The sequence below is a fragment of the Pectobacterium brasiliense genome (assembly GCF_016950255.1).
Lineage (GTDB): Bacteria > Pseudomonadota > Gammaproteobacteria > Enterobacterales > Enterobacteriaceae > Pectobacterium > Pectobacterium brasiliense.
Genome location: NZ_JACGFN010000001.1, coordinates 3,127,803 through 3,144,813, shown reverse-complemented (window position 1 = coordinate 3,144,813; position 17,011 = coordinate 3,127,803). Strand labels below are relative to the sequence as shown.

The window sequence follows — 17,011 nt, the reverse complement described above, 5'->3', positions numbered from 1 at the left end:
CGCCCCGTCACAAGGACAGGGCGTAGGCTTGAAGAAAGGAAATCAGGCTTAACGTTGCGGTACATTTTTTGTATCAGGAATGTTTCGCATCAGGAAAGCCTGTGGGTATCTGCGTTTTACCAGAAACCGAGCAGTTTCCACCACATTCCGCCAATACCCAACCAGATAGGGATGATGACCAGACTGACCAGGAAACCGATCTTCCACCAGGTTCCCAGCGGCACGTAGCCGGTGCCGAACAAAATCGGTGCCGGACCACTGGAGTAGTGAGTCGTGGACATAAACAGGTTACTGAAGATACCGAATACCAGCACGGTCAGCATCGGCGGTGCACCGGCTGCCAGCGCGATAGAGACGAAAATGGCATACATGGCGCTGATGTGGGCAATCGCACTCGCCATCAGATAGTGGCTGTAGTAGTACACCAGCAACAGCAGACCCAGCATTGGCAGCCAGTGCATCCCACTCACGGCATTACCGGCCAATCCACCCAGCCAGGCAATCAGACCCATTTTGTTGAGCTGGCCAGCCAGCGTCATCAGTACGGCAAACCACACCACGGTGTGCCAGGCTTCTTTCTCACTGACCACGTCGTCCCAGGTCAGCGCACGGCTGAGCAACAGCACGCTCAGGCCAGCCAGCGCGGTCAGGGTTGCATCGATATTCAGCGTAGAACCCAGCACCCAGAAGGTCACCAGACCCAGGAACACGCCCAGCACCACCCACTCGTCGCGGGTCATTTTGCCCATTTCACGCAGTCTTTCGACGGCAATCGCACGCATTTCTGAGGTTTTCTTCAGTTCAGGCGGATAGAAACGGTAGATCAGGTAAGGAATCAGCGCCAAAGACAGGAAGCCCGGCAGCAGTGTCGCCAACGCCCAATCCGTCCAACTGATGTGAATACCAAACTGAGAAGCCAGCTTCGCCACCATCGGGTTACCCGCCATGGAGGTCATGAACATCGCGGAAGTCACGGCGTTACACTGGAAAATGGACTGTACCAGAAACGCACCAATGCGACGCTGTGTGCCTTTTTCCGGCGTGGAGTCATAGGCTTCGGAGATTGACCGGAACAGCGGAGTGATGATCCCGCCGCAGCGTGCAGATGTGGAAGGCATGGCCGGAGCGAACATCAGGTCGGTAAACACCAGACCATACGCCAGACCGAGAGAGCTATTCCCCAGCTTGCTGATGAACAGCAGACCAATGCGTCGACCAAAGCCGGTTTTGATAAAGCCGCGAGAAATAAAGAAGGCACAGGCGATCATCCAAATGGTGGGATCGCTAAAGCCCGTCAGCACATCTTTAATGGGTAATAACCCTAATATGGCGACCGAGGTCAGGCTGAACATCGCCATCGCGCCAAGCGGGTAAGGAGAGAGAATCAGACCGACAACGGTGGCAATGAAAATCGCCATCAGATGCCAGGCATCGGGTTTAACCCCGTCAGGAACCGGCAATAACCATAAGCCACCGGCGATACAAAGGATAACTAGAAGCTTTATCAACCTGCTGTTATTCGCAGACATAAGAACACCACTCTTCATTAAAACGGATTCTGTATTCCCCGTCATACTTCGAGTCACACTCAAATTATTCAGGAGATATTCACGACGGATGTCCCGTGCGGAGGAGTGGGTATTTCGTTATTCTTCCTTCGTCACCCTGCTGAAAACAACGCAACAGGAATCATCTGCGGAAAAAAAGACGAGAAAACAAGGGTTCAGGGTGCTTCTCTCGTCTAATCAAATCAAGTGATTAATGAAGAGATAGTATTATAATGCGCCTATAAAATAGCGTAACTTTAGTTACTAAAGTGGTTCATTAATTTATTTAAGAAACCATCGTGGTTTTAATTTCCTGATAAAAAACCCTTGAAATTCAATAATAATTGACATTTAAAGAACATAAAATTAACGAAATTAACGACAACGCAATGATAAAAAAACCTTATACCTAATAGTGGTAATATAATTCTTTTCCAGACAGTCAGTTATCCATTCCTTATTTATCCACTCAGGTATTTCCCTATTAAGAAATAAAGAAATAAATCGCCATTACTCGGCGAGAAAATATTATTTTTTATCCAGTTGATAACATTTAGAGGGTAAGAAAAAGTACGGCTAACAGCTGCGGCGACATAATGCGCAGAAACATCGCCAGCGGATAAACCGTCGCATACGATAGCGCCGCCGCACCGCTGGTCGGGTGTAGCCCATTGGCAAACGCCAGCGCAGGCGGATCGGTCATGGAGCCCGCCAACATGCCGCACAGCGTCAGGTAGTTCATCTTACCCAGCGTCCGCGCCAGTACGCCGACAAGCAGCAGCGGCACAATGGTAATTAGCGCGCCATAACCAATCCACCACACCCCATCGCCGTTCAATAACGTATCGACGAAGTCGCCGCCAGATTTAAGCCCCACCACCGATAAGAACAGCACAATGCCGAGTTCACGCAGCGCAAGATTCGCGCTGGGCGGCATAAACCAGTGAAGTTTACCGATCCCGCCGATGCGCCCCAGCACCAGCGCGACCACCAGTGGCCCACCCGCCAGCCCGAGCCGCAGCGCGACGGGAAAGCCGGGAATAATCAGCGGTATCGAGCCCAGCAGTACGCCCAGCCCAATGCCGATAAAGACGGGCAGCATCTGTACCTGCTGGAGTTTTTGCTGCGCATTTCCCACGATATCCGCGACCGCATCGATCGCCGCCTTTCGCCCGACCAGATTCAGAATATCGCCAAATTGCAGGCTAGCCTGATTGCTGGCAACCAGCTCGACGCCCGCACGGTTCAGGCGCGAAATCACGACATCATAGTTTTGCTTCAGATTGAGATCGCGAATCTTACGTCCCAGCACCTTCTCATTTGTCACCACCACCCGCTCAACGTGCAGGTCCGTGCCACGCGTTGAGAGCGATGTCTCAACCTCATTGCCGATAACCAGACGCGCCTGCTCCAGATCGTTTTTCGCCCCAACCAGATGCAGATAATCGCCCAGTTGGATAAGCGTCTGCGGCGACGGCACCATCAGTTCATCACCGCGTTTCAGGCGGGAGCAGACGATAGTGTCGCGGTTCAGAATCGGCACAGCCTGAATCGCCAGCCCTTGCAGATTGCTATTCGTCACCGACACATTCATGGTGTGCAGTTGCTCATGATGCAGACCATTGCTGACTTCAAACTGCTTTGCCTCGTTCTCCACCGCGACGCGAAACAGCACGCGCATCAGCCACATCACCAGCAAAATGCCACAGATCCCCAGCGGATACGCCATTGCATAGCCCGTCCCCATCTGGTTCACCAATGCGGAACTCGAACCGAGATCGGTCAGAATCTGTTGACCCGCACCCAGCGACGGCGTGTTGGTCACCGCACCGGAGAAAATACCGAGGATAATGGGCAAAGGAATATTGAGCAGTTTGTGCAGCAGGACGGTCACCACGCAGCCGAGGAACACCGTCAGCAGCGCAAACGCATTGAGTCGCAGGCCAGATACCCGCAAAGAGGAAAAGAAACCCGGCCCGACCTGAATGCCAATGGTATAGACAAACAGGATCAGCCCGAACTCCTGGATGACGTGCAGCATGTCATCATTCAGTTGAATCTGGTACTGATGGGCAACATGCCCGACGATGATCCCACCGAACAGGACCCCGCCAATCCCTAAACCGACGCCATAAATCCGCCAGTTGCCGATCCATAACCCCAGAACCGCAACCAGCGCCAGCATACTCACGGTAAGTGCGATATCACTCATACCCGTATCCTTTGCGGACGTTTTTATTGGGAAATGTCACTGACGCTATACTCTATGATGAGTATATTTTGATTCTGGCAGAATGCCGGGGTGGGAAACGTGGCGGGCAACACAAAACCGCGCCCGTAATGATACGAGCGCGGGAAATCATCAAACAAATAATGCGGATATCGCGTTATGAGGCATCTTCAGCAGGCTGCTGGTTCAATGCCGGACGGTCACTATTGATGGCGATACGCTGAGGCTGCAAGGCTTCCGGCACGTCACGTACCAGATCGATATGCAGCAGGCCATTTTCAAAGTGTGCATCGGACACATGCAGATGCTCGGCCAGCGTGAAGCTCAGCGTGAAAGGCTTAAACACCAGCCCCTGATGCAGATATTCCACGGCTTTCTGGGACGGTGCCGGACTGCCTTTCACGGTCAGGCGCGGGCCTTCTACTTCAATGTCCAGATCGCTCTGTCGGAACCCTGCCAGCGCAAGCGTGATGCGATAGTGGTTGTCGTCTTTCTTCTCGATATTATACGGAGGAAAATCAATCGGTTCCTGACCGCCTTGCATTGAGCTGGCTAATTTGTCAAAACCGATCCACTGACGCAATAAAGGTGATAAATCGTAGTTACGCATAATATGACTCCTTCTAAGAAGCGAGATTAATGGTGCCCATACGGGCATACCCTATGCCAGCCACAGTTCTATAGCTGGCGTCGTCCCCATTCGGCAGACGAAGCGTTCATTCATCGCACTGCCGTTTCAGGCAATGCGCGATTCGTGCAAATAACGTGATGTTGATTTACTTGATTTCAATCCGACGCGGCTTCATCGCTTCCGGCACGATACGTTCGAGATCGACATACAGCAGCCCGTTTTCCAGATTGGCACCTTTTACCTGAATGTGTTCGGCCAGTTGGAATTTACGCTCGAAGTTACGTTCGGCAATCCCTTGGTACAGGTAGTTACGAGCAATCTGTTCACCGGCGTGGGCACCTTTTACAATCAATACGTTGTCGTGCGCGGTGATGTCCAGTTCCTGCTCAGCGAAGCCAGCTACGGCAATCGCAATGCGGTATTGGTTCTCGTCAACCAGTTCGACGTTGTAGGGAGGATAGCCGCCGTTACTCTGGGTCTGCCCGGTTTCTAAGAGATTAAACAGGCGATCAAAACCAATAGCGGAACGGTACAGTGGGGAAAAATCGGGGTTACGCATAAAACAGCCTCCTAAACATGCAGCGAGGATTTATTTTTTACCTTCCCTAGGGACAGGCTCACAGCCGGGACAGATACCCTGACGGCGTATCGTTTTCTTCCGACTTATTATCAATATGGTGACCCCCCTCAGACTTTCAAGAGGCAAAAAGGAAAAATCGCTGGGTTTCATGCAATATTCACTCGCACTGCGGGCGTTATCACATACACTCAAGATAGGCAGGCTCTGGAACCCACTCTGGCAGCAGGTTCTTAATGGACAGATAATATGACCTTACTGAAAAGTGCGTTGTTCTCTTTCATCATCACCGGCAGTGGCGCGGTGACAACCAGCGGTTGCTCCAGCGTGATGACGCATACCGGAGGCGATCAGGGATACTATTCCGGCACGCGCGCCGGTGTGGATATGCTGCGCGACGACGACACCAGCTGGGTGATGATGCCGCTGGTCGCTATCGACCTGCCGTTCTCGGCAGTGGCCGACACCCTGCTGCTGCCCTACGACTACTATCGTGCAGGCAGCGATAAGAACAAACTGTCGACGCGCGAACGTATTTCACACAGCGAAGAGCAAAATCAGACCGCCAGCTCACAGCTCGCCACTATGCCTCATAATCAGCTTTGATAGCCCTGCATTCACCTTGAATCAGCGCGTGCAGGTTACGCCGTCGCCACAACAAAAAGCTGATTAAAGCCGTCAATCTCTCGCATATATGCAATGTGTTTCCCATCAGGGGAAAAGACCACGGCATCCGCACTCGGTGCGCTGTCGGTCCGCGCCGTTAGCCGAACAAGCTCACCGCTTTTCGCCTCACACAGCATGATGCTGTTATCAGACACAAACGCCAGAGAACGTCCATCCGGGTGCCAGTTAAAGGCCGACTGTACGCCGTGTTCCGTGCGCGTTACCTGCCTTGGCTCACCGCCGTTCGGGGAAAGCGTCCACAGCTGCACCACGCCTGCCTCATCCCGCATCAGGAAAGCAATCTCACTGCCGTCGGGCGACGCTCGCAGCCAGTGGCGCGGCTGATTCACCAGACCAGGATAACGATGCGAGTGCGTAAACGTTAAACGCCGCTGCTGCACGCCCGCTGGCGGCGCAGGCATTGACGTTGTCGTCCCCGCCAGTGGCGCATCGCCCACTTTGGCGTACTCTTCCAGCGCATCCGGCAAGTCGACAATAAAAATCTCAGGCACCGTTGTCCCGTCCGCCGCACGCGTATCGCCGATAAACGCCAGTGCCCAGCGCTGTCGCGAACCATCCTGTCGGATATAGCCCGCCGTTCCTACCCAACCTTCTTCATAGGCACGATTGATCTCATCGCTATCGGGCTGCGGCTGCGGCGTCGTTCTGCTAACCAACACACAATAGTGGCTACCGTCATATTCACGCGGATGGTGTTTTTCAACGGTGACGGCCTGTAGCGGCACGGCTACGCCCACATTGCGCAAGTTCAATGCCGGATCGCGCTCATGCAGCACATGGTCGTTATAGGTAAAGCTCAGGCGGCTGGCATCCGGGCTGAAGACATGGACATGCGTACCGCCGCGCAGCGCACCGGCCTGATAAGGCGGCGTAATGGAGAAAGCATCGAGCGTGATGGCCTCATCGCGCTGACGATCCGCCACTATCGTTCCACGCCGATGGTGAAAATCATACTGCCACTCGCCATCTGGGTTTTCTGGCCCGTGGATAAAGACATAGCGCAGCGGTTCCTGCGGGCTACAGGTCACCACGCCCACGTGCGCCCCCGCCGTCGCCCGATAAATCACCTCGGTTTCCCGGCTTTTCAGGTGTATGCGCTCAATGGTCAGCCCTGAGAATGAAGATCCATAGGGTCTTATGTCATAAACCAGCCAATTCCCATCACATGACCAGCAATTAATATTGGTAAGTTGATGACCAGTAGCATTAAACGTTAGCTGAACCTCAATATACAAGACATCACCCCACTTATTCAATATCAGTCAATTTTTTGTAAATCAATTTCAGTTTTATGTATAACTTATTGTTTTTAATTTAAAAAAAACAAACAACATCGATAAATGTCATTCAAAAAAATAGAAAGACTAACTCAATAACATCCGTTTTTTAATTTATTAGCATCGGCGTAACATTCTTCATATCGAAAGGGCAGCCCCCTTTCACCTATCAAATCAGAAAAGGATAAGACACCATGAAAAACGTAAAAACTATCGCCGCTGCTGTTGTTCTCGCTACCATGACTTTCGGTGCTTCTGCTGCTGAATACGTATCTCCTGCACAGGCTCAAAACCTGGAAAAAGCAGGCGTCGTTACCGCTACCGCTCAAGACCTCAGCTCACTACAGGCTCAGCTCGCGGCGAAAGCAGAAAAAGCAGGCGCTAAAGCTTATACCATCACGTCTGCGACCGGTAACGATCAGCTGCGTGGCTCTGCGGTAATCTTCAACTAATCGTTGTTTACCCTGAGTTTTTATCCCAGTTAGCCATCCTGTAAGCATCACGTATTACCCTCTTTCCGGCTTGCCTCCTCATCAGGGCAAGCCGGTTTTTTTATTTATGCGAAAGAGATTCGTGGGAAAGCAGGAAAGGCGATGAATTCGGTGTGGCTGAATGCCACACCGACGTGGATAGACTTACGACGTTATACCTTGAAAGCCATTCTCGGCCGCTGTCGCCGCGAACCATTCCCCGCTTTTCTTCACCGTGCGTTTTTGCGTCGCCAAATCCAGTTGCACAAAGCCATAGCGATTTTTGTAGGCATTCGACCACGACCAGTTATCGATAAACGTCCACATATGGTAGCCGAGACAGTTGCTACCTTCCGCGATCCCTTTGTGTACATACTTCAGGTGTTCACGGACAAAATCGATGCGGTAATCATCCTGAATCTGGCCGTTAGCGTCGAAACGCTGTTCGTTCTCGACACCCATGCCGTTTTCCGAAATAAAGCAGCGCGGATTGCCGTAATTCACCCGCAGGTTGGTCAGAATGTCATAAATGCCCGGTTCGTAAATTTCCCAGCCGCGATAGGGGTTCATTTTTCGCCCTGGCATTTCATAGCTGGAGAAGAACCACTCGGGCATAAACGGACTATCAGGGTTAACCAGACTGTCGCGGCACTGAATACGGCGCGGCTGGTAGTAGTTAATCCCCAGCAGATCGACAATCCCATCGGCCAGCAGCGCACGATCGTCAGGCTGGCAGATCGGCAGTTGGCCGTATCGATGCAGCAGATCGACCAGTTCCTGCGGATATTCGCCCCTCAATGCGGGATCGAGGAAACTGCGGTTAAACATCAGATCGGCGATGTTGGCGGCTTTAACATCGGCCGGATGCTGAGAACGCGGGTAGGAAGGCGTCAGATTGAGGATAATGCCAATTTCCCCGTCCTGAAACTGCGCGCGATACGCCCTTACCGCCAGCGAATGCGCCAGCATCGTATGGTACGCCACCGTCGCAGCACGCTTGAAATCCACCACGTTCGGGTAGTGGAAATCATACAGATACCCGCCTTCCACCGGCACCACCGGCTCATTGAACGTAAACCAGTGTTTTACCCTGTCGCCAAACAGGCGGAAGCAGGTCGCCGCATAGCCCGCATAGGCCACCACCACCGCTCGATTTTCCCAGCCGCCCAACCGCTGCATCACCATCGGCATATCAAAATGGAACAGATTGATAAACGGCGTGATGCCCTGCGCCAGCATTTCGTCAATGACCTGATTATAAAACGCGACTGCCTGCGGATTGGGTTCACCGACGCCATCGGGAATCAGCCGCGCCCACGAGATCGACGTTCGGAACGTGTTGTGATTCAGCGTCTTCAGCAGCGCGATATCTTCACGCCAGTGCTGATAAAACGTGGAGGTATCCGCTGGCCCAACCTGCTGGTGAAAACGGCCGGGCTGCGTGGCAAACCATTCGTCCCACACGGTGGCGCTTTTACCATAATTGAGGCTTTCGCCTTCCGTTTGCGGTGCCGAGCTGGCGCTACCCCACCAAAAATTCGCGGGAAAGCGAAAATCATTCTGAAGATGATCGTGCATACGTTCCTCTCTGCTTCACTCGTGTTTATGCGCTGGCGCTGGCTTCGCCTGCGGCCTGCTGTTGTTTCTCCTGCTCCTGTTTAAGCAGCGTGCGCTCATAGACTTTCAGGAACGGGTAATACATCGCGGCCGACATCACCATACAGAGCAGACACATGATCACCGGGCTGAACGCCCAGTTCGCCGCCCATGATGCCCCAATCGGCGCAGGCGTCGTCCACGGCGTCAGGGAAACGACCTGCGCAATCCAACCGAGCTTCGTCGCCGTATAGGCAATGACGGCATTAACCATCGGCACGAAAATAAACGGCAGGAACAGCAGCGGATTCATGATGATCGGCGCACCAAATAGAATCGGTTCGTTGATGTTGAAAAAGCTCGGTACCACGCCCATGCGGCCAATGGTGCGCAGATGAACGGCTCGGCTACGTAGTAACAAAAAGGCCAACGGTAACGTGGAACCGACCCCGCCTATCAGCAGGTAGTGATCCCAGAAGCCCTGCAAATAAATATGCGGTAGCGGCGCACCGGCTGACAGTGCAGCCTGATTCAGCGCCAGGTTGGTCATCCAGAACGGATTCATAATCCCGGTGACGATCAGCGCGCCGTGAATCCCGGCAAACCACAGAATCTGGCAAATAAATACCGAAATCAGAATCGCAGGCAGCGAATCCGACGCCGAAATCAGCGGTGCAAGCAGATGCATAATAGCTTCTGGGATAATCATGCCGGTCACAGACTGGATGAACAGGTTAAACGGATGCAGCGTCGCGACGATGACCAGCACGGGAATAAGAATTTCAAACGAACGCGCCACGCCGGTCGGCACCTCTTTCGGCAGGCGAATCGTAATGTTGCGTTTCTTCAGCCAGGCATACACTTCACCCGCATAAATCGCGGTCAGAATCGCGGTAAAAATCCCTTCCCCAGAGAAGTACTGGGTGGAAATTTGCTTATCCTGATAAGGCGCAGCCACCAGCAAGAATGCCATCAGCGCCAGCAGACCGGTCATGATCGGATCCAGCTTGTAGTGCTTGCCAAGGCTGGCCCCAATCCCCACCGAGATAAAGAAGGTCATGACCCCCATACTGAGGTAGTACGGCAGCATCAGTTGTTCACGATAAGCAACGGAGAAATCGAGCCACGCGCGGGCAAATCCCAGCGTGGTATCCGGTGCAAACGGCGGGAAGATGAACACCAGCATAAATGAACCGATGATCATAAAAGGCAGCGCGGCGATAAATCCATCACGAATCGCGATGATGTGGCGCTGTTGTCCCACCACACCCGCCAGCGGGGTAATTTTTTGCTCGATGATATTTACCATCGACTGATAGAGGCCACTCATAGCGGTTGTCCTGATTTTTCGATCAGTGAAAAGGCAAAATCCAGCACGTTGTCACCGCGCTGCATACCGTAATCCATCATGTCTATCGCTGCCACGGGCACGCCTTTTCCCTCGGCTTTCTCCTGAAAGGACGCCAGCATATATTTCACCTGTGGCCCCAGCAGCACAACGTCATACTTCCCGACCTGCTCATCAAATTCATGGGCGGCGTAGGCGGCAATCTCGACGTCCAGACTACGTGCGCTGGCCGCCTCCTTCATCTTTCTCATCAAAAGGCTGGTAGACATCCCAGCGGAACAACAAAGCATGATCCTTTTCATTTTCAATACCCCGTCGTATTACGTTATGAATAAAAAGCGTTACGAATAAAAAAACGTCATCAATAAAAGCATCGTGAATAAACACGTCCATTGGAAACATCATCATGGAAACACAACGGAAACCGTTTTCCATGAAAAAAATCAATATATGAGAATAGGTTCACGAAATGATAGACATTGCGGGAAACAATGTGAGGCAGGTCATGGAAAACGTGTTTCAGACGTGAAGGACGGGTAAAACTCACTATTGCCGCGCTTATTACGCTAAGTGTGCTGATTTCAGGCATTTTCTACTTTTGACTATAAAAACGACAAATTGAGATTTAAAAAGCCCGTCCTCCCCCTGCTATGTTTATCACCTGATGTTGCATTTTCTCGCTGTATTTTAATTTTTAGTTATAAGGGAGGGGCCATAAGCATGTCATTGATGATGAAAAAATCGGTCACGGAAGGACGTGGAGAAAACGCACCATTGTGGAGCAACCTGACAGCGCGGCTACGTCAGCTCCCCGCTATTCTGGCCGCCAGCGCCCTGCTGCTCGTATCCGCCGCCTATGCACAGGACAGCGTGCCAACGCAGCTGCGCGTCGGCTATCAGAAAGGTTCGGTCAGTCTGGTGCTGGCAAAATCACACCAGCTGCTGGAAAAACAGTTCCCCAACACCAAAATCAGCTGGGTTGAATTCCCCGCCGGCCCGCAGATGCTGGAAGCGCTCAATGTGGGCAGCATCGATCTGGGCGGCACCGGTGATATCCCCCCTATTTTTGCGCAGGCCGCTGGTGCTGACCTGCTGTATGTCGGCGTCGAACCGCCGAAGCCTCAGGCCGAAGTGATTCTGGTGCGGGAAGACAGCCCGGTGAAAACCGTTGCTGACTTAAAAGGCCGCAAAGTCGCCTTCCAGAAAGGTTCCAGCGCACACAATACGCTGTTGCGAGCGCTGCAACGCGACGGGCTGAAATTCACCGATATCAAACCGACCTACCTAACCCCAGCTGACGCCCGCGCCGCCTTCCAGCAAGGCAACGTCGATGCATGGGCAATCTGGGATCCCTACTATTCCGCCGCGCTGCTGGAAGGCGGCGTTCGCGTGCTGATCGACAGCAGCGGGCTGGAGAAAACCGGCTCCTTCTATCTGGCTGGCCGTCCTTACGCCGAGGCGCACGGCACCTTTATTCGTCAGGTACTGGACGTGCTAACCAAAGCGGATGCCTTAACGATCAGCGACCGGGCGCAAAGCGTCACGCTGCTGGCAAACGCGGTAGGGCTGCCGGAAAAAGTGATTGAAACGGCGCTCGACCATCGTCCACCGACTACCGTCGAACCGCTGGATGCTGCCACGATCAAGGCCCAGCAATCCACTGCCGACCTGTTTTATGAAAATCGTCTGGTGCCAGTGAAGGTCAATATCGCAGAGCGCGTCTGGCGTCCCAAGGCGAACTAATTTGCCTGTCGCACACCCTTTTGTTTACCCCAAACAAGACTGTTCAAGGAGTTCACACCATGAGTCTTAACGTATTCTGGTTTCTGCCCACCCACGGAGACGGTCGCTATCTTGGTAGCACCGAGGGCGCACGTCATGTTGACTACAGCTATCTGCAACAGGTGGCGCAAGCCGCCGAGCGGCAAGGATTTGGCGGCGTGCTGCTGCCGACAGGCCGCTCCTGCGAGGATTCCTGGCTGGTTGCGGCATCACTCATTCCGGTGACGCAGCGGCTGAAGTTTCTCGTCGCCCTACGCCCCGGCGTGATTTCCCCCACCATCGCCGCCCGTCAGGCCGCCACGCTAGACAGGCTGTCTAACGGACGCGCGCTGTTCAATCTGGTGACCGGCGGCGACCCGGAAGAACTGGCCGCCGAAGGGCTGTTCCTCAGCCACGAAGAGCGCTACGAAGCCTCGGCGGAATTTACCCACATCTGGCGCAGGCTGCTGGAAGGCAAAACCGTCGATTTCGCAGGGAAACACATTCAGGTCAAAGACGCCAAACTGCTATACCCGCCCGTGCAGCAGCCGCGTCCGCCGCTCTACTTTGGCGGCTCTTCCGAGGCGGCACAGAATCTGGCGGCAGAACAGGTCGATCTCTACCTGACGTGGGGCGAACCGCCTGAGCAGGTTAAAGAAAAGCTGGCGGAAGTCCGCGCCAAAGCGGCGGCACAGGGGCGTGAGGTTCGCTTCGGTATTCGCCTGCACGTCATCGTGCGGGAAACCACCGAAGAAGCCTGGCAGGCCGCCGATCGGCTGATTTCTCATCTGGATGAAAAAACCATCGCCGATGCGCAGGCGGCGCTGGCGCGTTTCGATTCCGTTGGTCAGCAGCGCATGGCCGCCCTGCACGGTGGTAAAAAGGACAAGCTGGAGATTAGCCCAAATCTGTGGGCTGGTATCGGTCTGGTACGCGGCGGCGCAGGCACAGCGCTGGTTGGCGATGGTCCGACGGTGGCCGAGCGCATTCAGGAATACGCCGATCTCGGCATTGATACCTTCATTCTGTCCGGCTATCCGCATCTGGAAGAGGCATATCGCGTGGGTGAATTGCTGTTCCCACACCTCGATCTGGCGCAGCAACCTACGCCGCTGCATACGGTGAACACCGCGGGAGAGTTGATTGCTAACCGCTATGTGCCGCGTAAAGTCTCGCAAAGCTGAGGAATCGATCATGGCAAGAACGCTCTCTTCACTGGCACAGCGCTTTGCACCTTTCCTGCTCCCCGTAACGCTGCTGGTTGCGTGGCAGGTATCCGTCGAGTTCGGTTGGCTATCCAACCGGATTCTGCCTGCGCCCAGTTCGGTGATTACCGCAGGTTGGTCGCTCATCTCTAGCGGCGAACTGTGGCAGCATCTGGCTATCAGCGGCTGGCGCGCCCTGATCGGGTTTGCTATCGGTGGCAGCATCGGATTGGTGCTTGGCTTTATCACCGGGCTGTCGCGCTGGGGCGAGCGTCTGCTGGACAGCTCAGTGCAGATGATCCGCAACGTTCCTCATCTGGCGCTGATTCCGCTGGTGATTCTGTGGTTCGGCATTGATGAGGCGGCCAAGATCTTTCTGGTGGCGCTGGGCACGCTGTTCCCGGTTTATCTCAACACTTATCACGGCATTAAAAACATCGATCGCGGCCTGCTGGAGATGGCACGCAGCTACGGATTGTCCGGCCTGAGCCTGTTTTCTCAGGTGGTGCTGCCCGGCGCGCTGCCGTCCATCATGGTCGGCATTCGTTTTGCGCTGGGCTTTATGTGGCTGACGCTGATCGTCGCGGAAACTATCTCTGCCAACTCCGGCATCGGTTACCTCGCCATGAACGCCCGTGAGTTCCTGCAAACGGACGTGGTGGTGGTCGCCATCATTCTTTACGCCCTGCTCGGCAAGCTGGCCGATGTCAGCGCTCAAGGGCTGGAGCGCATTTGGCTGCGCTGGAATCCGGCTTATCAAACCTCATCGGGGGACGCATCATGACCGCTTTTACCGATTCTGCAACGCACGCGCATTCACCGTCGCCGCTCACCAAGGGGACGCCGCTGGCGCTGGATGCTATCACCAAGCACTACGGCCACCGCACCGTACTGAATGATGTGCAACTGCGCATTCCGTCCGGGCAATTTGTTGCCATCGTCGGTCGCAGCGGCTGCGGTAAAAGCACCCTGCTGCGCCTGCTCGCGGGTTTGGAAGCGGCCAGCAGCGGCCAACTGCTGACCGGCACCGCGCCGCTCAGTAGCGCGAAAGACGACACACGACTGATGTTTCAGGAAGCACGGCTGCTACCGTGGAAAAAGGTGATCGATAATGTCGGGCTGGGGCTGCGCGGCAACTGGCGTGAGAAAGCGCAGGAGGCGCTAGCCTCCGTCGGGCTGGCAGATCGCGCGAATGACTGGCCAGCCGCGCTGTCCGGTGGTCAGAAACAGCGCGTCGCGCTGGCACGCGCGCTCATTCACCATCCACGTTTGCTGCTGTTGGATGAACCGCTTGGGGCGCTGGATGCCTTGACCCGCATCGAGATGCAAAGCCTGATCGAAAATCTGTGGCTCCAACACGGGTTCACCGTACTGCTGGTGACGCACGATGTCTCCGAAGCTATTGCGCTGGCCGACCGGGTTATTCTGATCGAAGAAGGCCGCGTAGGACTGGACATCACGGTTGATTTGCCACGACCACGACGTCGTGGATCGGCAAAACTGGCAGAACTGGAAGCCCGCGTGCTTGAGCGCGTGCTGGCACCGACTTCACCGCCGTTGCCTCAGCAGGCGGCAATATAGCCTTCATTCTGGCGATCGAGACTGTGCATCTTATCGCCAGATTAAACATCAAAAATATTGACAGATATTCTCAAAAAACTCCGTTTTCCCTTCTACCTGCATCGGCGTAATATCCTCTTCATCGAAAGGAAATGACCTTTCACTCCAAACAACATTGAATAGGATACATCACATGAAAAACGTAAAACTCTTCGCCGCTGCTGCCGTACTGTCTGCCCTGTCTTTTGGTACTTTCGCTGCCGATCAGGTGTCTTCGCAACAGGCACAGAGTCTGGAAAAAGTGGGTGTCGTTAGTGCTACCGCCCGTAGCCTGGATTCACTGCAAGCACAGCTGGCTCAGAAAGCAGAAAAAGCTGGTGCCAGCGCCTTCACTATCACGTCTGCAACAGGTGACAACCAACTGCGCGGCGTCGCCGTTATCTACAAATAATGGCTGCTGATAAACAATCAAAAAATTAAATGGACTTTCCTCAACCAAGAGGAAAGTCCGTTTTTTTATGGTTTTTTCCAGAGCCTACTGCACGCGAGTAACGAGCGTTAGCCTACACGTTTCACTTCACCCACCAGTAAGATGTAAGACAGTGCGCCGACCAGCGCTACGCCAGCAATATAGGTCAGCGCCGGAGCAAAACCGTAATCCTGCGCCAGATAGCCAATAATCAATGGCACCGTGATACCGCCCAGACCGCCGACAAAGTTGAATACCCCACCCGTCAGACCAATCAGGCGAATCGGTGCCAGCGACGACACCAGCGACCAGGTGATGGAGGCAAAACCATTGCCAAAGAATGCCAGCGCCATCAACGTCATAATCCATACCGGATCGTTGGTGTAGTTCGCCCCCATGATGCAGGTTGAAATTAGCAGCCCACAGATAATCGGCGTTTTACGCGCCAGACCAATCGATTTTCCGCTACGCACCAGACGGTCCGCCACAAACCCAGACAGCAACACGCCAACGAACGCCGCCAGGAAAGGTACCGTCGTCATAAAGCCTGCCGTCAGTGCACTAATCTGTTTTTCCTGCGTCAGATAGTTCGGGAACCACGTCAGGAAGAACCACAGCGTAGAGGTCACGGCAAACTGTCCGATATACACGCCGACCAGCTTGCGGTTAAACACCAGTTTCCAGTCGGCCGCCGTTAATGGCGTACGCGCTTTTTTCTCAGTCGGGGCATCACCATCAACGATACCGCCGCCTTCGGCAATGTAATCCAGCTCGGCCTGATTGATCCCTTTGCTTTTCTTCGGTGGCTGATAAACAAAGTGCCAGATAATTGCCCAGACAATACCGACGCCGCCGGTGACAATGAACACCCAGTGCCAGCTCAGGATCTCCTGCAACCAGATGAGCAATGGCGTAAGAAATGCCAGACCAACAAACTGCCCTGACGTATAGAATCCAACGGCAGAAGCACGTTCTTGCTCAGGGAACCAGCTGGTCACCATGCGGTTATTCGTCGGAAACGCAGGCGCTTCAAACAGCCCGGTCACCGCACGCAAACCAATCAATGACGCCAGACCCGTGGCAAAACCTTGCAGCAACGTAGCAATCGACCACCCCATAATGGCGATAAAATAGGTGACCTTTGAACCGACGCGGTCAAGGAACCAGCCGCCGGGTATTTGGCATAACGTATAAGTCCAGGCAAACGCGGAAAAGATATAGCCCATTTGTGTTTTTGTAATGCCGAACTCTTCCTGAATATGTGCCGACGCCACAGCCAGGTTAGCGCGATCCACATAGCAGATGACGACCGTAATAAAAATCATCAGCAAGGTGAAATAACGCCGTTTTGTAGGACGGGTAGTTAATGTCATATCCATCTTATGTTCCTGTTATTTATTAAACGGGCTGCGATATTTATTACCCGCTATTTTTGAACGTTCAACAACACCAGCAGTTGGTATGCTTTATTTTTCTAATGAAATAAATAACCGCGCACGCTCACTATATTTTCCTATTTATAATGGCGTTTTATTTTTAAAATCCCGGTGGTGGCTTACTCATGATCAATGGAAGATTACTTTCCCCGACGCTAATAAAATAAAACAGTAATCCCTCACGAAATAATGTATTTCGTGATAATCCATGATTGCT

At 53.6% G+C, this 17,011-nt stretch carries 17 protein-coding genes; 7 read left to right on the top strand and 10 right to left on the bottom strand.

The annotated features are described in order from the left end of the window. Positions 1–116 precede the first annotated feature (116 nt). The 4 genes from H4F65_RS14000 to ibpA all read right to left on the bottom strand — a co-directional run bounded on the left by H4F65_RS14000 (position 117) and on the right by ibpA (position 4,967). Positions 117–1,529 carry an anion permease gene (locus tag H4F65_RS14000; RefSeq protein WP_010281111.1) on the bottom strand — a complete coding sequence of 471 codons (1,413 nt, stop codon included), beginning with the start codon at positions 1,527–1,529 and terminating at the stop codon, positions 117–119. A 571-nt stretch (positions 1,530–2,100) separates the two neighbouring features. Then, positions 2,101–3,759 carry a putative transporter gene (locus H4F65_RS13995; RefSeq protein ID WP_010281113.1) on the bottom strand — a complete coding sequence of 553 codons (1,659 nt, stop codon included), beginning with the start codon at positions 3,757–3,759 and terminating at the stop codon, positions 2,101–2,103. Positions 3,760–3,934: 175 nt separating this feature from the next. Beyond that, the gene (gene ibpB, locus H4F65_RS13990) at positions 3,935–4,387 is read right to left on the bottom strand and encodes a small heat shock chaperone IbpB (protein ID WP_010281114.1); all 453 of its coding nucleotides are present in this window, start codon (positions 4,385–4,387) and stop codon (positions 3,935–3,937) included. A gap of 166 nt (positions 4,388–4,553) precedes the next feature. Continuing rightward, positions 4,554–4,967, bottom strand: coding sequence for a small heat shock chaperone IbpA (gene ibpA / locus H4F65_RS13985; protein WP_010281116.1), 414 nt, complete (start codon positions 4,965–4,967; stop codon positions 4,554–4,556). Positions 4,968–5,234: 267 nt separating this feature from the next. On the opposite strand from ibpA, the gene H4F65_RS13980 reads away from it, so the two are divergent. Continuing rightward, positions 5,235–5,591: a YceK/YidQ family lipoprotein gene (locus H4F65_RS13980; protein ID WP_010281118.1), complete on the top strand. Its 357-nt coding sequence runs from the start codon at positions 5,235–5,237 to the stop codon at positions 5,589–5,591. A gap of 35 nt (positions 5,592–5,626) precedes the next feature. Here H4F65_RS13980 and H4F65_RS13975 read toward each other — a convergent pair whose 3' ends face one another. Beyond that, on the bottom strand, positions 5,627–6,907 hold the full coding sequence (locus H4F65_RS13975) for a YidR family protein (protein ID WP_172645010.1): 1,281 nt from the start codon (positions 6,905–6,907) through the stop codon (positions 5,627–5,629). 236 nt (positions 6,908–7,143) lie between these two features. On the opposite strand from H4F65_RS13975, the gene bhsA (H4F65_RS13970) reads away from it, so the two are divergent. After that, a complete protein-coding gene (bhsA, locus tag H4F65_RS13970) occupies positions 7,144–7,401 on the top strand; it encodes a multiple stress resistance protein BhsA (RefSeq protein WP_010281124.1) in 258 nt (85 codons plus the stop codon). A 183-nt stretch (positions 7,402–7,584) separates the two neighbouring features. Here bhsA (H4F65_RS13970) and H4F65_RS13965 read toward each other — a convergent pair whose 3' ends face one another. The 4 genes from H4F65_RS13965 to H4F65_RS13950 are packed head-to-tail and all read right to left on the bottom strand — an operon-like array spanning position 7,585 to position 10,798. Next, the gene (locus H4F65_RS13965) at positions 7,585–8,997 is read right to left on the bottom strand and encodes a glycoside hydrolase family 1 protein (RefSeq protein ID WP_010281126.1); all 1,413 of its coding nucleotides are present in this window, start codon (positions 8,995–8,997) and stop codon (positions 7,585–7,587) included. Between the two features lie 25 nt (positions 8,998–9,022). After that, positions 9,023–10,345: a PTS cellobiose transporter subunit IIC gene (locus H4F65_RS13960; protein ID WP_010281130.1), complete on the bottom strand. Its 1,323-nt coding sequence runs from the start codon at positions 10,343–10,345 to the stop codon at positions 9,023–9,025. Then, complete coding sequence (locus H4F65_RS13955) at positions 10,342–10,665, bottom strand: PTS sugar transporter subunit IIB (RefSeq protein WP_039320155.1); 324 nt, start codon at positions 10,663–10,665, stop codon at positions 10,342–10,344. The genes H4F65_RS13960 and H4F65_RS13955 overlap by 4 nt, the downstream gene beginning before the upstream one ends. Then, positions 10,580–10,798, bottom strand: a complete 219-nt coding sequence (locus H4F65_RS13950; protein ID WP_010281133.1) for a hypothetical protein — start codon at positions 10,796–10,798, stop codon at positions 10,580–10,582. Before H4F65_RS13950 ends, H4F65_RS13955 begins: the two co-directional genes overlap by 86 nt. Positions 10,799–11,083: 285 nt before the next feature. On the opposite strand from H4F65_RS13950, the gene H4F65_RS13945 reads away from it, so the two are divergent. From H4F65_RS13945 to bhsA (H4F65_RS13925), 5 genes are all read left to right on the top strand, one after another. Then, on the top strand, positions 11,084–12,106 hold the full coding sequence (locus H4F65_RS13945; protein WP_010281136.1) for a sulfonate ABC transporter substrate-binding protein: 1,023 nt from the start codon (positions 11,084–11,086) through the stop codon (positions 12,104–12,106). A gap of 59 nt (positions 12,107–12,165) precedes the next feature. Next, entirely contained in the window at positions 12,166–13,308 is a 1,143-nt protein-coding gene (ssuD, locus tag H4F65_RS13940) for an FMNH2-dependent alkanesulfonate monooxygenase (protein ID WP_010281139.1), read from the top strand. A gap of 10 nt (positions 13,309–13,318) precedes the next feature. Beyond that, positions 13,319–14,113 (top strand): aliphatic sulfonate ABC transporter permease SsuC, encoded by a 795-nt coding sequence (gene ssuC, locus H4F65_RS13935; RefSeq protein ID WP_010281140.1) that lies wholly within the window; start codon positions 13,319–13,321, stop codon positions 14,111–14,113. Further along, positions 14,110–14,910 (top strand): aliphatic sulfonates ABC transporter ATP-binding protein, encoded by an 801-nt coding sequence (gene ssuB, locus H4F65_RS13930; protein ID WP_010281144.1) that lies wholly within the window; start codon positions 14,110–14,112, stop codon positions 14,908–14,910. Before ssuC ends, ssuB begins: the two co-directional genes overlap by 4 nt. A gap of 172 nt (positions 14,911–15,082) precedes the next feature. Then, positions 15,083–15,340, top strand: coding sequence for a multiple stress resistance protein BhsA (gene bhsA / locus H4F65_RS13925; RefSeq protein WP_010281146.1), 258 nt, complete (start codon positions 15,083–15,085; stop codon positions 15,338–15,340). A 107-nt stretch (positions 15,341–15,447) separates the two neighbouring features. Here bhsA (H4F65_RS13925) and H4F65_RS13920 read toward each other — a convergent pair whose 3' ends face one another. After that, a complete protein-coding gene (locus tag H4F65_RS13920) occupies positions 15,448–16,737 on the bottom strand; it encodes an MFS transporter (RefSeq protein WP_010281148.1) in 1,290 nt (429 codons plus the stop codon). Positions 16,738–17,011: the final 274 nt, after the last annotated feature.